The 17814-nt window shown below is 43.1% G+C and carries 14 protein-coding genes; 9 read left to right on the forward strand and 5 right to left on the reverse strand.

Going from position 1 to position 17814, the window contains the following annotated elements; genetic code table 11:
- Positions 1 to 61: 61 nt before the first annotated feature.
- The 3 genes from QT327_RS07755 to QT327_RS07765 are packed head-to-tail and all read right to left on the reverse strand — an operon-like array spanning position 62 to position 2486.
- Positions 62 to 763 carry a DUF5683 domain-containing protein gene (locus tag QT327_RS07755; protein WP_013663737.1) on the reverse strand — a complete coding sequence of 234 codons (702 nt, stop codon included), beginning with the start codon at positions 761 to 763 and terminating at the stop codon, positions 62 to 64.
- The gene (locus tag QT327_RS07760) at positions 763 to 1692 is read right to left on the reverse strand and encodes a ParB/RepB/Spo0J family partition protein (RefSeq protein ID WP_013663738.1); all 930 of its coding nucleotides are present in this window, start codon (positions 1690 to 1692) and stop codon (positions 763 to 765) included. The genes QT327_RS07755 and QT327_RS07760 overlap by 1 nt, the downstream gene beginning before the upstream one ends.
- Positions 1692 to 2486, reverse strand: coding sequence for a ParA family protein (locus tag QT327_RS07765; protein WP_013663739.1), 795 nt, complete (start codon positions 2484 to 2486; stop codon positions 1692 to 1694). Before QT327_RS07765 ends, QT327_RS07760 begins: the two co-directional genes overlap by 1 nt.
- Before the next feature lie 295 nt (positions 2487 to 2781).
- Here QT327_RS07765 and QT327_RS07770 point away from each other — a divergent pair, with 295 nt between their 5' ends.
- Positions 2782 to 3303, forward strand: a complete 522-nt coding sequence (locus tag QT327_RS07770) for an NADPH-dependent FMN reductase (protein WP_013663740.1) — start codon at positions 2782 to 2784, stop codon at positions 3301 to 3303.
- A 3-nt stretch (positions 3304 to 3306) separates the two neighbouring features.
- Here the strand turns inward: QT327_RS07770 and QT327_RS07775 are convergent, their stop codons facing one another.
- On the reverse strand, positions 3307 to 4074 hold the full coding sequence (locus QT327_RS07775; RefSeq protein WP_013663741.1) for a DeoR/GlpR family DNA-binding transcription regulator: 768 nt from the start codon (positions 4072 to 4074) through the stop codon (positions 3307 to 3309).
- 366 nt (positions 4075 to 4440) lie between these two features.
- Between QT327_RS07775 and QT327_RS07780 the strand changes: the two genes are divergently transcribed.
- The 8 genes from QT327_RS07780 to QT327_RS07815 all read left to right on the forward strand — a co-directional run bounded on the left by QT327_RS07780 (position 4441) and on the right by QT327_RS07815 (position 16243).
- On the forward strand, positions 4441 to 7653 hold the full coding sequence (locus QT327_RS07780) for a SusC/RagA family TonB-linked outer membrane protein (protein ID WP_289552546.1): 3213 nt from the start codon (positions 4441 to 4443) through the stop codon (positions 7651 to 7653).
- A 39-nt stretch (positions 7654 to 7692) separates the two neighbouring features.
- Positions 7693 to 9456 carry a RagB/SusD family nutrient uptake outer membrane protein gene (locus QT327_RS07785; protein WP_207303823.1) on the forward strand — a complete coding sequence of 588 codons (1764 nt, stop codon included), beginning with the start codon at positions 7693 to 7695 and terminating at the stop codon, positions 9454 to 9456.
- Positions 9457 to 9588: 132 nt separating this feature from the next.
- Positions 9589 to 10884, forward strand: coding sequence for an MFS transporter (locus tag QT327_RS07790; protein ID WP_049794931.1), 1296 nt, complete (start codon positions 9589 to 9591; stop codon positions 10882 to 10884).
- Positions 10853 to 11839 carry a 2-hydroxyacid dehydrogenase gene (locus QT327_RS07795; RefSeq protein ID WP_013663745.1) on the forward strand — a complete coding sequence of 329 codons (987 nt, stop codon included), beginning with the start codon at positions 10853 to 10855 and terminating at the stop codon, positions 11837 to 11839. The genes QT327_RS07790 and QT327_RS07795 overlap by 32 nt, the downstream gene beginning before the upstream one ends.
- 18 nt (positions 11840 to 11857) lie before the next feature.
- Positions 11858 to 13309, forward strand: a complete 1452-nt coding sequence (locus tag QT327_RS07800; RefSeq protein ID WP_289552548.1) for an FGGY-family carbohydrate kinase — start codon at positions 11858 to 11860, stop codon at positions 13307 to 13309.
- Positions 13306 to 14745, forward strand: a complete 1440-nt coding sequence (locus QT327_RS07805; protein WP_289552549.1) for an FGGY-family carbohydrate kinase — start codon at positions 13306 to 13308, stop codon at positions 14743 to 14745. The genes QT327_RS07800 and QT327_RS07805 overlap by 4 nt, the downstream gene beginning before the upstream one ends.
- Positions 14739 to 15338 (forward strand): histidine phosphatase family protein, encoded by a 600-nt coding sequence (locus QT327_RS07810; RefSeq protein WP_289552550.1) that lies wholly within the window; start codon positions 14739 to 14741, stop codon positions 15336 to 15338. Before QT327_RS07805 ends, QT327_RS07810 begins: the two co-directional genes overlap by 7 nt.
- A 14-nt stretch (positions 15339 to 15352) precedes the next feature.
- Complete coding sequence (locus tag QT327_RS07815) at positions 15353 to 16243, forward strand: glycerophosphodiester phosphodiesterase family protein (RefSeq protein ID WP_289552552.1); 891 nt, start codon at positions 15353 to 15355, stop codon at positions 16241 to 16243.
- A 518-nt stretch (positions 16244 to 16761) separates the two neighbouring features.
- Here QT327_RS07815 and QT327_RS07820 read toward each other — a convergent pair.
- On the reverse strand, positions 16762 to 17793 hold the full coding sequence (locus tag QT327_RS07820; RefSeq protein WP_013663750.1) for a GntR family transcriptional regulator: 1032 nt from the start codon (positions 17791 to 17793) through the stop codon (positions 16762 to 16764).
- Between the last annotated feature and the right edge of the window lie 21 nt (positions 17794 to 17814).

Consider the following 17814-nt stretch of genomic DNA (forward strand, 5'->3'; position numbering starts at 1 on the left):
CTATGTGTTTAGGTTTGCAATATACGATTTTACTTAAAACTCCTAAATGTAGTAAATTTTGTCACTTAATCGAAAAGGTTGCTTTTAGCCCCACTACCGGAGTCGAACGATAAGCCAACATACCGGGAGCTTGCATCAGGGTAGGACGAATATTAAAAGTGAGGTCGTCACTCATATCATAGCGTTTAAATTTCGCATCGATGTAAGCGTCGATTACGTTCAGTGCATACCATCCAACGGTAAGCAGAATGGTTAAATCTCGGTTTCGTCGATAAAAATCTTTCGCCCCGATAAGCCATTCAGTTGTCACGTAGTCAGGATATTTTGGATTCTGGCTGAGCCCCTGGTTGGCTAGACGGAAGCGAACCTCCTCTAAGGTCTCACTGTAGTTATTCTGTGCAAATACAAACGAATAACCTAAGCCTCCGAAACCTGCCCAGATGATCGGAGCTTTTACATAGCCCCAACCACGATTAAACAATTGCCCCCATCCCGGCAAAATAAGTGATCGGCGAACTGCCTTTTTCGTCAAAGCTTCTAATGCTAAACGAGCGGAATCTTTGTAAACGACCGGCTTCTGCTCTTCCTCTTTTTGTTCCCGTCTTTTCCGTTCCTTTTTCGGCACATTAGCGGTATCAGTCATATTGAAACGATCTTTACTGATATCATTAGGTGTTCTAATACTATCGGGCACCTGTGCTAGCACACAAGAGCAGGCCATCACAAAAAAAACAAGTAAAGAGAGAAACCGAAATGTTGTCATTACCAATCTAATAACTCCAGAATCCGACTAAGATCATCTTCCGACATAAATGGAATCTCAATCGTACCTTTTCCACCCTTACTTTTTACGTTGAGCTTTACTTTAGTAGAAAATTTGGAGGCCAGGTCATCCTGGATCTTTTGAAACTCAAACGACAGCGGCTTCTCTTTAGTATCAGGCTTCGCTTTATTCTTGTAAGTACTGTCGTTAACGAGCCTCACCAGCTCCTCAACTTTCCGTACAGATAATCCTTTTTCAATAATTTCCTGAAAAATATACAGTTGTTTATCGACATCGGCGACATTGATTAAGGCACGGGCATGCCCCATACTCAATTTTCCATCGCGGATAGATGCCTGAATAGCCGGTGGTAATTTTAGTAAACGAAGATAGTTGGTAACCGTTGATCTGTTTTTACTTACCCGATCACCTAACTCTTCCTGCTTTAGGTTACACTCGTCAATCATGCGCTGAAAACTTAAGGCAACCTCTATTGCATTTAGATTCTCGCGTTGTATATTTTCGATGAGTGCCATTTCCAACATCTGTTGGTCATTAGCTGTTCTTATGTATGCCGGAATCTCTGTCAGTCCTGCAATCCTAGATGCTCTTAAGCGTCGTTCGCCGGAAATCAACTGATAATTCCCATTTCCCATTTTGCGTACGGTAATGGGTTGAATCAGACCTTGTAATTTAATTGAATCAGCAAGCTCATTTAAGGCTTCTGCATCAAAATCTGTCCTTGGCTGGAAAGGGTTTACTTCTATCGCATCAATTTTAATCTGGCTAATTGATCCCGGCGGCACATCCTTCCCTATTCCCACTGCGGTTGACTGCTGACTGGCTGCTGTTTGCTTTACCACTTCGTCTGTATCATTCAGCAATGCACTTAAGCCTTTTCCTAAACCTGTTTTTCGCTGTTGCGCCATTATATTTTTGCCTCCTCTTGCTCTTTCTGTAAACCGTTTTTAATTAAAATCTCTCTCGCCAAATTTAGATAGTTAATGGCTCCTTTTGAGTTGGCATCGTGCATGATCACGGAAATACCAAAGCTCGGAGCTTCACTTAAACGCGTATTTCGTTGGATAATGGTATTAAAAACCAGGTCGTTAAAATGTGAGCGCACTTCCTCAACTACCTGATTGGATAAACGCAAACGAACATCGTACATGGTTAGCAAGATGCCTTCAATCTCGAGATTGGTATTCAAGCGGTTTTGAACAATTTTAATGGTGTTTAGCAACTTGCCTAGTCCTTCCAACGCAAAGTATTCGCATTGAACAGGGATGATCACGGAGTTTGCCGCTGTTAATGCGTTAATGGTAATTAATCCGAGAGAGGGCGAACAATCGATGATAATAAAGTCATAGTCGTCACTTACCTGCTTCAATACGGACCGCATTTTATACTCACGATCATTGAGATTGATCATCTCAATCTCAGCCCCTACAAGATCAATATGTGCAGGGAGCAGATCCAGATTAGGTGTTTCGGTTTTTTGGATAGCCTCTCTGGGATCTAAATCATTAATAATACATTCGTATACACTCGATTTGATAGCCCTTGGATCGAAACCGATACCGGAGGTCGAATTTGCCTGAGGATCCGCATCCACCAAAAGTGTTCGGTACTCCAATACGGCAAGACTCGCTGCTAAATTAATCGAGGATGTGGTCTTACCCACTCCTCCTTTTTGATTGGCTAACGCTATGATTTTACCCATTGTAATTTATAAGTCCTAAGTAAAAAATATTCGCCTAATGGTTTCCCGCTTTCAATCCGTCATAATCCATTAAACTAGGATGTCTTCTTAATATTGCCTTAATGGAGCATTTTCTCCGAAAAAAATTGATTCGGTTTCCCCAAAAAAAGCGCACCCTTTTCTTCTCTCCTTGTTTAAAAATGCGTTTATTTAGTATCTTCGCAGTTTTTAAACACCTTAAACAAGGTTGCTAAGATACAAATTTTACACAGCTTAAAAACCAGAAGGGGTTTAGATTTTACACATATTATTAACAATGATCACAATTATAGCCGGCACCAATCGCAAAGACAGCTACTCGCTAAAAGTAGCGAACTATTACTACAGACAACTTGGCAAAAAAGGTTATGGGTCCGAGATCATGTCACTCGAATCACTGCCGGATAATTTTATTGTTAGTGATCTTTACGGGGCGAGAAGTGACGCATTTCAACCCATACAAGACAGGATCAGCGCCACAACAAAATTTATTTTTGTTATTCCGGAATACAACGGGAGCTTTCCAGGTGTCTTGAAAACTTTTATCGACAGTTGTTTATTTCCGGACAGCTTCGTTGGAAAGAAGGCAGCACTGGTAGGAATCAGCTCCGGCAGATATGGCAATATCCGTGGGATCGAGCACTTCACGGGTGTTTGTCATTACCTTAATCTTCATACACTTCCTTTACGCATTCACATCCCCTATATCAAGCAAGAGCTGAATGAAGAAATGGATTTTTTTAAAGAAGATACACTTCACTTCACGAATCAGCAAATTACGGAATTTATAGCGTTTTAATATTTACGACGCAATCACCACTTTAATTCCCTTTTTTTCCAAGAGTTTAACCATGCTCGACGGAATCCCCTCATCGGTGACGATGTAAGCGATATCACTGAGTTCGCAAATCTTACCAATCCCTCTTTTTCCAAATTTTGTACTATCGGCCAAAACTGCCACCTGCTGGGCCGCACGTATCATTTTTTGGTTCAGGCCCGTTTCCGCCAAGTTACTAATGGATAAACCGAAATCTATATCGATTCCGTCAACCCCCAGGAATAACATACCACAAGAAATCGTTTCCAATATATATTCCGCATGCGCCCCGGCAACAGAAGAAGAACTTGGCCTCACCAAGCCACCCAATTGAAGGACCTCAATATTATTTCTTCCACTTAATTCGAAGGCCACTTTAATCGCAGGTGTTATAACCGTAATCGGATGGTTTGGCTGCAATGCCTTTGCTAATTCGAACACGGTTGTACCCGATCCGATCATGATGGAATCATTTTGTCCAATCAACGATAAAGATGCTTTCGCAATCTTTTGCTTTTTATCCGGATTAATCAACGCCTTCTCCACAATTGGACGATCATTCGCATACGGATTGGTTAATGAAGCCCCTCCTCGAGTACAAAACAACAAGTTCTTATCCTCCAAAAATTTCAAATCTTTTCTTATCGTAACCCCCGAAACTTTTGTCATCTCTACCAATTCCGGAATGGTTGCGCTTCCATTTGCTTTGATCAGCTTGATGATTGCCTCATGTCTTTTGGTAATATTCCTCATAATCACGGATTCTACTGCAATAGTACTTATTATTTCTTAAATATCATACCACACCAAATATGTTTCATTTTGTTATTTTTTATTTATTAAAACTTTTTAAAACATTTATTTTGTTATTTTTTATTAAATATTCTATCTTAGAGGCTTTAAAACCAGTTAGTAACCGAAATACAGCCTACCAGCGGGTAGTTAAATATCAAGTAAAAGCGTCAATCCATTTTGAATTTTGAAGTACAAACCCTTGCACAATAGCTATAAAAGGATTTAATAACCTGTACTTAACAAAGCTTTAACATTCAAAAGGGAATTTTGGCAACGTTATAAAATATTTATAAACAAAAATCAACAATCAATAAAACTAAAAAAATGAAAAGAAAGATTTACCTAAGCCTTTTCTACTGCCTCTGTTGCATTTTTCTAGCCAATGGACAAGAGCTAAAAACGCTTCATGGAAAAGTCGTGACAGACAGTGGAGAAAGCTTACCCGGTGTTTCAGTTACCGTTATCGGGACAGATAAACGCATTGGAACAACTACTAATGAGCAAGGGATCTACCGTTTATCAATTCCAGATGATGCTACGCTCTCATTCTCTGCTATCGGTTACATCACACAACAGCTGAACCCACAAGGCGCAAGCCAACTGGATGTCGTCATGAAAATCGGGCAGGCCGATCTGGAAGAAGTGGTAGTGGTTGGTTATGGCACACAAAAGAAAGCAAATTTAACCGGCGCTGTTGATCAAGTCGGAAAAGAGGTTTTTGAAAATCGCCCCCTCGCAAGCACTACTCGGGGGCTCCAAGGGGTTATACCAAACCTGAACATTAAAATGACCGATGGAAAACCTACGCGTGGCGCTACCTTTAATGTTCGCGGAACGACCTCCATTGGTGCCGGAGGATCGGCGCTGGTACTTATAGATGGTGTACCGGGCAATGCCGATCTCTTGAATCCCAATGATATTGAAAGCGTCACTGTTTTAAAAGACGCGGCATCCGCAGCCATCTACGGTGCCCGCGGTAGCTTCGGGGTCGTATTAATAACAACGAAAACACCCAGTAAAGAACGATCGGTTATTAACTATTCATCCGGCTATTCCAGAAATGATCATACCATACGCCCGGATCTGGTAACGGAAGGATATCCGTGGGCAAAAACGTTCAATGAGGCTTTTAGTTCGTGGAACGACTACAATGCAGACCCGCAAAAAGCTAATAGTGTATTTCCTTGGTCGCAAGAATACCTGGAAGAATTGCGTAAGCGGCATGAGGCCGGCAACACCCCTTCTACCGATATTGATCCGGCTACCGGAAGATACGTTTATTATGGAAGCACAGATTGGTTGAAAGAATTGTATGCTGACCACACGCCCTCAATGGAGCAGCAATTAAGCTTCTCCGGCAGTGGTGAAAAGACATCATTCTATCTCTCAGGTCGCTACAATAACCAAGGCGGGATTTTTCGTTATAATCCCGATAAATACAACCAATATAATTTACGCGCTAAAGGAAGCATACAGGTGAAAGAATGGCTGCGTGTGGAAAACGACATTACCTATAACGAAAGAGCCTATTTTACACCCATACTGAATCATCCAAGCAATACCCCGGTATGGCGACGTATTTCGGATGAAGCTTTTCCGGTAGCCATGTTGCGTAATCCGGATGGAACGCTCACGGAAAATGCTTCCATTGTTTTCGGCAGCTTTATTTCCGGTAATAATCATTGGGATGAATCCCGTAGACAAACCCGCAATACCTCCCGGATTTTTACCAATTTTTTCGACAATAAGCTAAAAATCAACGGCGACTTCACCTTTGAAAAAACCGCTTTCAATCGCACGCGCCTGTACACGCCTGTCCCGTATAGCAATGCACCCGGTGTTACGCTCGAGCGAGGGATCAGCAAAATGAACGAGCTTATTGACAACACAACCTATCTAGCGCTCAATGCCTATGGTCAATACACACAAGACTTCGGAAAAAACCATATCAACGCCGTACTTGGCTATAATTACGAGCGATCAAAATTGTCGAGCCGTTATATGGAACGTGATAATTTGATCAATCCTTCGCTTCCTGATTTCTCTTTAATTGATGGACAAAATTTTCTCTTAACAGGTGGAGGAAACGAATGGCTGACTGCCGGAGGTTTCTATCGGATTAGTTATGATTACGACGGTAAATATTTACTCGAAACGAACGGTCGCTATGATGGATCGTCTAAATTTCCGCGCGGACAGCAATGGGGTTTCTTCCCGTCCATTTCAGGCGGTTGGCGCGTTTCTGAAGAAAACTTCTGGAAAAACGGTCTAAAAGAGGCGATTGGCGAATTTAAACTGAGAGCCTCCTACGGCAGCTTAGGTAATGGCAATATTGACCCTTACCAATTCCTGGAGATAATGGACGTCAGCCGATCTGGTCTTATCTTGGGAGGTATTCGGCCGAATTACACGTCTAACCCCGGCGTAATACCAAACGGGCTAACCTGGGAAAAAGCAACCACTATTAATTTGGGGACCGACTTGTCCTTCATTAAAAACAGGCTGAATGCTACGTTCGACTGGTATACCCGGAAAACAACCGATATGTTTACGGTTGGACTTCCCTTACCAAGTATTTTTGGAACAGATGTCCCCGAAGGAAACTACGCTGATTTGAAAACAATCGGTTGGGAATTAAGTCTTAACTGGCGCGACCAGATCAAAACGTCGAAGCCAATCAATTACGACCTACGGTTTACGCTGGCGGACAGCAGGGCTTTCATCACACGCTTCAACAATCCACTCGGATTGATTACGACCTATTACGAAGGACAACGCGTGGGAGACATTTGGGGCTTTGTTAATGACGGTTTCTTCCAAAGTCAGCAAGAAATCGATAATTACGCAATCGACCAGTCGTTTATACGAGTGTCAGCCGCTAACAAAATCCTACCGGGCGATATTAAATTTAAAGATATAAACGGCGATGGAAAAATTGACCAAGGAACCAATACCTTAGGCGATCCCGGCGACCAAGTGATTATCGGCAATACGGAGCCTCGCTTTCAATTTGGTTTTAATGCTAATTTTAGCTGGAACAATTTCTTCTTAACCAGCTTCTTTCAAGGGGTTGGGAAGCGTGAATTTATGCCTGGTGCAGACAACGCGCTCTTCTGGGGACCTTACAATCGTCCGTACAGCTGGCATCCAACTTATGTTGTGAATAACATGTGGTCAGAAGAAAATCCCGATGCATATTTCCCTCGCCTACGCGGCTATACGGCACTTAATTCGCGCGGCGAACTAACGTTTAATCAGACCCGTTACCTTCAAAATGCCGCCTATATACGCCTGAAAAGTATTTCGATCGGCTACAATTTGCCGAAGTCGTGGTTAGGTAAGCTCAACATCGAAAACCTGAGCGTCTACTTCACCGGCCAAAACCTCTGGACCTGGTCGCCCATGTTCAAACACAATCCCAACATGGATCCGGAAAATATAGAACGTGCCGATCCGGAGCTGAATCCAAATGCAGGACAGGGCATGGCTTATCCGATGCTCAAAACCTATACACTGGGAATCAACGTAACACTCTAATAAGAATCTATTCAAAATGCCTTTTAAAACAAGCAAAAAATGAATAAAAGAAAATATAGGATGAAAAAGATATTTTTTATTGCTACACTCGCTTTGTTAACTGCTTGCGAAAAATCCTTCGAGCAGTATCCACCGGACAAGCTTTCACCCGAAAATGCATTCAATACCGAAAAGGATCTGCAATTATATGCGAATTCTTTCTACAACAATTTGCCTAGCGCCAATGATATCGTCAGAGGTGACCAAACAAGTGATTTCCTCGTAGGCTCCACGATCGACAATTATTTATCGGGTAGTTATTCGGCCGCACAAGCCGGTGGATGGACCTGGGGGCCGCTTCGAAATATCAACTACTTCCTCGAGCAAATGGTAAGAGCACAAATAAGCGACGAATCACGTAAGCATTTTGAGGGGTTAGCCCGTTTCTTCCGTGCCTATTTCTACTTTAATAAAGTAAAACAATTCGGCAACGTTCCCTGGCAAGAAAAAACACTCACGATTGATGATCCCGATTTATACAAACCGCAGGACTCACGTGCGTATGTAATGGAAAAAGTTCTAGCAGATCTTAATTTTGCCTGCGAGAACATTTCACCGGCCATTGATCCCACGTCTTCCCAAATCAGCAGACCGGTAGCCTTGGCCTTCAAATCCAGAATCTGTCTTTTCGAAGGCACTTATCGCAAGTATCATGAAGAACTCAATCTTCAAGCCACGGCAAACACTTGGCTGCAAGAAGCCGCTGATGCAGCCAAGCAAGTAATTGACGGCGGCCAATACCGTTTGAACATAGAATCGGACCCGACGACGAGCTTCCGAAACCTATTTATCAATGAGCAACCAAAAACCAACGAAATCATGTTGGCAGCAATCAACAACGCCTCCTTGCGCGTACTGAACGATGCCAATTGGTACTGGACAAGTGCAACCTACGGTCGGCGGCTCAGTTTCACGAAAACATTCGTTAATACATTCTTAAATCGCGATGGCAGTCGATTTACCGATCAGGCGAACTACAATCAGATCCCTTTCTGGGAGGAAGTAAAAAACAGAGATCTCCGCCTACAACAGTGCATTCGCATGGGCAGCTATCAACGGGAGGGCCAGCCGGCACCGCCCGACTTCACTTATACCTACACCGGCTACATGCCCTACAAATTTACGCTCGATTCGAAAGCAACCGATGGACGTGCCGAAAACAACAACTCACTTCCCTTGATGCGCTATGCGGAAGTGTTACTGAACTATGCCGAAGCAATGGCCGAGCTGAACCGTTTCACAGAGGCGGAATGGAACTTAACCATCAAACTGCTTCGCGAACGTGCCGGTTTAAGCAACACGGCAATGCCTTTAACAGCCGACACTTATCTGGAACAGGAATACTTTGCCGATCAAAACCTCAGCGCTGCGCTGCTTGAAATACGCAGAGAACGTGCTATTGAACTAGCCATGGAAGGCTTTCGATATGATGATCTCATGCGCTGGAAGTTGGCTAATTTGTTACTTAAGCCTTATACCGGACTTTATGTTCCTGCAATGAATACACCGTATGATCTCAATGAAGATGGTAAAAACGATGTCTCCTTTGTAACCGCTGTACCCTCCAATCCGCAAAAGGGTATTGTGTATTTTGTCATTAACGGCACGCAACATTATTTGACAAATCAAACAAGCGGAAATATTGTCGCACAAAACAATTTACGACGGATATTTGACGATTTCATGTATTTAAGACCTATTCCTATCGAGGAAATAACCCTCAATCCCAATCTAAAACAGAACGCCGGGTGGGAGTCGAGATAACCGTATGGCCATTGGTGTTGCTCGTGCATACCAATGGCTAAACTTTAATTTTATTTATTTATATTTAAATTTGTTATTTTTTATTTCTTTTTGTTTATTTGATGCTAACTAATACCAATATAAACAGGAACTATGATGTACGAAAATTCCTCCCTACTAACAAAAGTCGGACTTCCAAAAACACTGACTTGGGGATACTTGGGCATATTGATCTTTATGATGGGTGACGGGGTTGAACAGGGCTGGCTGAGCCCTTACCTGCTTTCACACAATATGCATATTGAACAATCCGCTGCTTTATTTACCGTGTATGGCGTTACGATAGCCATATCGTCTTGGTTATCGGGGGTATTAGCAGAAACATTCGGCCCACGAAAGTCGATGTTAGCCGGGCTATTATTATACATTATCGGCACCGTTGGTTTTGTGGGCTTTGGCATGGCGAATTTGAATTACCCCATCATGCTAATAACCTACGCCATCCGTGGATTTGGCTATCCCTTGTTTGCCTATTCATTTTTAGTTTGGATTACTTACAAAACACCAAAAGCAATGCTTGGAAGAGCCGTTGGATGGTTTTGGTTTGTATTCACCGGCGGCCTAAACGTGCTTGGAGCATATTACTCCAGCTGGGCGATCGAAAAATTAGGATATCAGAACACCCTTTGGAGTTCAATTTTCTGGGTAGCTTTGGGTGCTCTTTTTGCGCTCGTGTTTAACAAAGAATCTTTTAATACCCATCAACCGCAGGGGCAAACGACCAGTAAGAAGGAAGAGCTGTTGAAAGGGTTTACCATTATTAAAGCGGAACCGAAGGTGCTTTTAGGAGGGATTGTACGGATTATCAATACAACGGCGCAATTTGCATTTCCTGTCTTCTTACCTATCTATATGGCGCAATTTAATATCAGCACCAAAGAATGGTTACAGATATGGGGAACTATTTTTACCGCAAACATTGCCTTTAATTTAATTTTTGGTTTTGTGGGCGACCGTCTCGGATGGCGCAACACGATCATCTGGTTCGGAGGCATTGGCTGTGGCCTTACCACACTCCTTATCTTTTATATCCCTGCATGGACCCATGGAAGTTATTGGGCAGTTATGTTGGCCGGTGTGCTATGGGGAGCTTTATTAGCTGGTTATGTTCCACTTTCTGCGCTCGTTCCTTCACTCGTAGAAAAGGACAAGGGCGCTGCTATGGCAATTCTAAACCTCGGTGCGGGACTTCCTGTATTTGTCGGCCCTGCCTTAGTGGGTTTATTCATCAGCACAATCGGCAATGCTGGCATCATCTGGATTCTGGCCATATTATATTTTATAAGCGCCTTGCTAACGCTATTTATAACGCTACCCAAAAACAAAACACAAATAGAAACAAGAAAACTTTACGTAAATGAAAATATTAATAACGGCCCCTTACCATGAGAAAGCTCAAGGCGAACTAAAGGAATTGTTCGGAGAAATTATATACCGCGAGTGGAAAATCAAAGGAAGTGCTTACACAGAAGAAGAACTGATAGCGTTACTTACTGAGGAACAACCGGATGCGCTCATCACGGAACATGACCAGGTTACCGAGAAGGTCATCGCCACCTTTCCTCATTTAAAATTTATCGGTGTTTGCCGGGGAACCCCCTCCAATGTCGCAATAAATAAAGCAACTGAATTAGGCATACCGGTGTTTAATACACCGGCAAGAAATGCACAGGCCGTCGCCGAAATGTTTATAGCCAACTTGATTACCTTTATGCGTAACACACTGGCCGGTATTAAATGGCTTGAGGCGAAAAAATGGGAGGCCGGTGCTCATGCTTCTTATCTTCAATTCAAGGGACATGAGCTTGCCGGAAAAAAAGTTGGAATGGTTGGCTTTGGTGCCGTTGGACAAACCATTGCCAATTTACTGCAACATTTTCCGACCGACATCGTATATTATGATCCCTACTATACTTCCGAAAATGTAAATTTCAAAAAAGTATCTTTAGAGGAGGTCTTCAGCACCGCTGATATTGTAGGAATACATCTACCTGTTACGGAGCAAACGAAAGGTATGATTAATAAAGATTTAATTAGCAAGATGAAGGCTGATGCTATTTTTGTAAATACCGCCCGTGCCGTGGTCGTAAATCGCGTGGACTTGTTGCAAGCGCTAACGGAAGGAAAAATCGGCGGAGCTATATTGGATGTCTTTGACCATGAACCGCCCGACGAAATGGATTATAAGCTGATTCATCACGAACGCGTGCTGGCAACTCCACACATTGCAGGCGCAACATTTGAAGTTGAAGATCACCATGCTGACATTATGAATAATTGCTTAAAGGAATTCTTCAAAAATGGCAACAAACGTATTAAACAACTTGTCAACAAAGAAATTTAGCGCCTTAAGCTGTAAATTATGAATCAGGAAAAGCAATTAGCTTATTTAGTGGTAGACATAGGTACGGGCAATGCACGCGTTGCAACTGTTCTGACCGACGGAAAAATCGTAGCCCTTAGGCGGGAGAACGTTCATTATGAAAAAGATGCCGACTATCCGGACGCCATTTCGTTCGACCCGGCATGTTTATGGGGACAGATCATTCGAATGAGCCAGCAAGTGCTGCAGGAAACAGAAAATCTCGACATTATCGCTATTACCGCAACGAGTCAACGAGAAGGGATCGTAGTCTTTGGCCCGGACGAAAGTGAATTGATAGGCATGTCTAACCACGATAATCGCGGACGCGAATGGGAAGACATGATAAAGGACAAATCGGCCATGTATAAGGTCGTAGGGCGATACCCAACCGCTCTGTTTTCCGCTCTGAAGCTGGTAGGCTTCAGGGAAAGAAAAGTAGAAGCAGGCAAAAAAATAACAGCTTTTACCAGTATCAGCGATTGGGTTAACTTTAAATTTTCGGGCATCCTTGCTTATGAGCATTCGCAAGCTTCAGAGACATTGTTATACGATGTGGAGCGCGGGGAATGGGAAGCAGCCTACGGCGACCTTTTCGGAATATCTCCAGCACTATTGACACCGCTAAAAGTAGCCGGAACAGTGCTAGGCCCTGTCCGCTCCCAACTAGCGCTGGAACTCAACATTAATCCTAAGGCTCGAGTCATTGTCGGTGGATCGGACACCCAAATGGCCATAAAAAGCGTGTCACCCAATACGGATGATGTGGTTATCGTATCAGGCACCACCACGCCGGTTGTTAAGATCGTTGACAACTACCTGGTCGATACCTCGGAACGCACTTGGACAAGTCGGCACATCGATGACAATTATTTTGTGCTGGAAGCAAATGCAGGTGTCACCGGCCTAAATTACCAGCGCCTTAAAGAAATTTTTTATCCAAATGAAGATTACGAGGTTATTGAGGAAGAACTGAACAAGGTATCACAGCCCCAGTGTATCGCGTCTTTAGGGTCGCTGATCGCAGACGAAAAATCGCCGCTAACCAAAGGAGGTTTTATTTTCAATGCACCCGTTTCCCACCAGCTCACGAGGGGCGACTTTGTCTGGGCCATATTGTGGGATATCGCCTGCAGCATTTACGAAAATTACAAAACGCTTGATCAGGTTAGCGGGCACTCGAAGGATTATGTATTAGCATGCGGCGGTGGGGTACAGAGTAAAACGTTGCGGCAGTTTCTGGCCAACTTATTTAATAAAAAGATCATCATCCGCGATACTTATAGACAATCATCCATCATCGGAGCAGCGCTGATCTGTACCGAAGCTTTACAAACCGTGTCCTATGAAACCCATGTGCTGGACACAAGCGTTCCCCGCGAGCGCGATCGCTACTTAGCCCTTTATGAAGAATGGTCTAAAGTCCGTAAAACATTTAAGCAGGTAAAATGAAGGAATATATCATTGGAATCGATGTTGGCACGCAGGGGGTTCGGGTAGCACTTGTTCAGGCAAACGGAACGGTTATACAGACAGTATCCACTCCTTTTAAACTTACCGCCCGGTCAAGAGAAGAGCAGTCGCCGGATATGTGGTGGAAACATACGCTTGAAGCGTTGTTGGAAATTAGAAAGCAAACAGCGAGTGATATCGCGCCCCGGGCGATCAAAGCCATTGCGACAACCTCTACATCCGGAACCGTTATTCCGATAGACAAAAACGGCATTCCTCTACATGACGCACTTATGTATAGTGATACCCGTTCGGCCGAAGAGGGTCAATACTGCAAAGCGCTGGCAAAACAGTACAATCCGGATGGATTTACCGGTTTTAATGCATCGTGTGGACTTTCCAAAATCAGGTGGTTCGACAAAAATTATCCGGAAAAGACGGAACGGATACACAAATGGATCCATGCTGCCGATTTCATTACCGGCAAACTCTGTGGCCGGTTCGATATAACGGATTACACCAATGCATTGAAAACAGGTTTTGATGTAGAGCGTTATTGCTGGCCGGATTACCTCGATCGACTTATTACAACCACCTGGCTACAGGAGGTGGTTCCATCAGGAACGGTAATTGGCGAATTGGCCACGGACTTAGCAGGGGCACTACGATTGGACAAAACAAAGGTCGTAGTAGGTCTTACCGATGGTTGCGCTTCACAGTTAGCCTCCGGCGCCGTCAAACCAGGCGATTGGAATACGACTATTGGGACTACCATGGTGATTAAGGGCGTAACCCGTAACAAAATCATTGATCCCAGCGGTAGCATTTATTGCCATCGGCATCCCGAAGGATATTGGATGCCGGGCGGCGCGAGCAACACCGGTGCCGATTGGGTTAGTTTGGATTTTGATAAAAAAGAGCTGCCGATGTTAAACGCGCATGCCGCTCGACTCTTGCCCACCTCACATCTTGCCTGGCCATTAAAACAAAAAGGCGAACGATTCCCTTTTACTTCACCGCATGCAATGGGTTTTGCTCCTCCAAGCATATCGAATGAAGAACGTTATACGGCCAATATGGAAGGCGTGGCTTATATCGAACGCTATGCTTATGAACAAATCGAAGGTCTGTCATCTGAGTCGGTAAACGCTATCTTCACCGCCGGGGGGGCCAGCAACAGCGCTCCCTGGTTGCGTATCCGAAGCAGTGTACTCAAGAAGCCCATTTATAAATCCCGGGAAGCAACCGGTGTATTGGGGGCGGCAATAGCTGCTGCGTCCAAAACCATATATGGCTCTATGACAGAAGCCGTCAACCATATGACACGGATAACTGAAGAGGTATTGCCGGAAAAAGAGCTTATTTCCATATACGAAGAAAATTATCATCAATTTATTCATCTGTTAATCGACAAACAATATATTGCGACATGTTAACGGTATATCTTTTACGACATGGCGAAACAGCCTATAATGCAGACGGGAACCGCTACTGTGGCCTAACAGATATAGGCCTGACGGAAAGGGGGGTAGAACAGGCAAAACGAGTGGCATCCTTTCTGAAGGATACACCCATCGAAGCCGTCTATGCTTCGCCCTTGCAACGGGCTTTTACAACAGCCGCTCTAGCCATTGAGGGCAAGATACAAATACAGAAGGAGGAGCGTTTAAAAGAACTTGACTTTGGTAATTGGGAAGGAAAAACCAGGGAGGAATTTGTGCGGGAAGATCCCGAACTTTGGAATGCGTGGGAAAAAGCACCCGAAACTGCCCGAGCCGGTGGTACCGGTAATACCGGTAGCGAAATTGTGGAACGCGTAGATGCTTTTTTCTTGGAAATGTTGCAGACGCATCGCGATCGCAGCATTATGGTGGTGGCTCATAACACCGTCAACAGGTTATATCTTGCCTACAAATTGGGAATGCCTTTGCGAAATTATCGTCGGATTGTTCAGGAGAATTCTGCCATCACTCTTTTTGAACTGGACAATCAGGGGATATTAAGCCTTCATCAATTGAATACACGTTAAAATTTAATTACCTTATGAATAAATTATTTCTATTAAGCCTTTTTATTGTCAGCAGCTTAAGTCGCCCCGCTACCGCTCAAGAAAAGTTACATGTTATTTCCGTTAAAACGGCAAAAGAGCTACACCGCTTTTTCCAATATAGGACCGGCAATAAATCCATTATTTCAGGCCATCGGGGCGGTACGGAAAAAGGCTTTCCCGAGAACTCGATCGAAGCATTCGAAAATACGCTAAAATATACACAAGCATTTTATGAAATCGATCCACGGCTTACGAAAGACAGCATCATCGTATTGATGCACGATGCGACGCTTGAACGCACGACTACCGGCACAGGAAAGGTTAGCGACTACACCTATGAAGAACTTAAACAGTTCAAGCTAAAAGATGTTAACGGAAACGTCACACCTTACCATATCCCTACCCTTTCTGAAGCAATCGAGTGGGCAAGGGGTAAAACGGTTCTAAATCTCGACAAAAAGGATGTACCGATGGAAATGACCGCCGCCTTAATCAAAAAGCACCAAGCAGAAGCCTTTGTGATGGTAACAGTACACAATGCCGAGCAAGCGAAATTTTATTACGACCAGCATAAAAATCAAATGTTCTCTGCTTTTGTAAAAACCCCCGATGCGTTAAAGCCTTATGAGGATGTGGGAATACCAGCCAGTCAAATGATCGCTTATATCGGACCCGATATAAAACCCGATAATCAAGTGATGTACAAGTTACTGCATGCAAAAGGCATACGCTGTATGATTTCGGCAGCGCCCACTTATGACAAGTTAAAAACGAAAGAAGAACGCGCAAAAGCCTACCGAGCCATTATTGAAGACGGCGCCGATGTGCTGGAATCCGATTTACCGATTGAAGTGGGGGAAGCGATCGGGTCGTTGAGACGTTAAGTCGTTAAATAGTTGAGTAGGGAATTAGCTAATGTGATAATTAGCCGATGTGATAACTAGTTAAGTCGTTAAATAGTCTAGTGGTTAAGTAGTTAGTACGAATAACTATTAACCGATAACGAATAACTAATCTAGTTAAGTAGTTAAATAGTCGAGTAGTTAAGTAGTTAGTACGAATAACTATTAACCGATAACGAATAACTAATCTAGTTAAGTCGTTAAATAGTCGAGTGGTTAAGTAGTTAGTACGAATAACTATTAACCGATAACGAATAACTAATCTAGTTAAGTCGTTAAATAGTCTAGTGGTTAAGTAGTTAGTACGAATAACTATTAACCGATAACGAATAACCAACAACTAGTAACCAATAACCAACAACTAACCTAGCCCTTATAAGCGTCTCTGCTCACAACTGGCAACTCGCAACGCACAACTATTAACCAATAACTAACAACTAATAACCAATAACTAACAACTAATAACTAACAACTAATAACCAACAACTAATAACCAATAACTAAATAGACGCTCTCTTAAACAAATAGAAGGGCACTTCGACATGTTGTTTGGAGTTTTCCAATATGAGGTTGGCAGCAGTTGTGCCCATTTTTTCGAAATCAGTTGAGATGGTGGTTATGCCGTTCAGTATAAATCGTTTAACGCGGGTTTCGTTGTAAGAAATGACACCAACCTGGCTTCCGATTTCCAATTTCATGGAAATAATACGATCCAACAAAATCACTAAATCGTCTTCCATTAGATTGATATAAACTTCGCCTGCACTGATCGGCTCTTTCGCAATATCGCTCACAAGCAGGTGGTCAAAAGCATATTGCTGACAAAAGCGGTAAAATCCCTTTATAATCTCTCGTGGAAAGTAACTTTTATCCGGAAAAATCAATTTTAAGGTATGGTATTTAGCCAATTCCCCTTTAGCCTCTTCCAAGGCATGGTAAATGTCTTCTTCAAAGTTTTCATATACGGCAGCATAATCGCCTTCTACTCCGGGTACCTTTTTATCCAGTAACAGCAATTTCTCTTTTGGCAATTGATTGATTACTTCGGCGGCTTTTTCACGTTCCTCCACAAAATGAGGGATGATCACATAGTGCGTATAATCCTGCTTTTGGTTCTGTAAGAGCTTTTTAAAAAGATTAAAATCGTTATTGTAAATATAAAAATCGACCGCAGCATCCGTTCCGAGCGTTTTTATAAAGGCATCATACACAATCTTCTTGTGTGCGCTCAATTTATTGAAAAGTAACATGATGCTTCTCTTTTGCCTGAAGTCGGTACGGCTCACATAATACCCTTTACCGGGCACGGAATCGATCACCCCTAATTTCTTGAGATACCGATAACCCTTTTCAGCAGTATCTCTTGAGACCTCTAAAACAAAACTTAACTCGTTAATAGAGGGCAGCATCGTATCCTTATCGATTTTACCATTTTTAATGGCATTCAATATGGCATTCGTTAGCTGTAAATACTTTGGTGTTGCCGAAAACTCATCAATCTTTATATACTCAAAAAACGGATCACACTTCATGGATATAGGTTACAAAGTCGA

Origin of the sequence: Olivibacter sp. 47 (genome assembly GCF_030372825.1) — a bacterium.
GTDB classification, from domain to species: Bacteria; Bacteroidota; Bacteroidia; order Sphingobacteriales; family Sphingobacteriaceae; genus Olivibacter; species Olivibacter oleidegradans.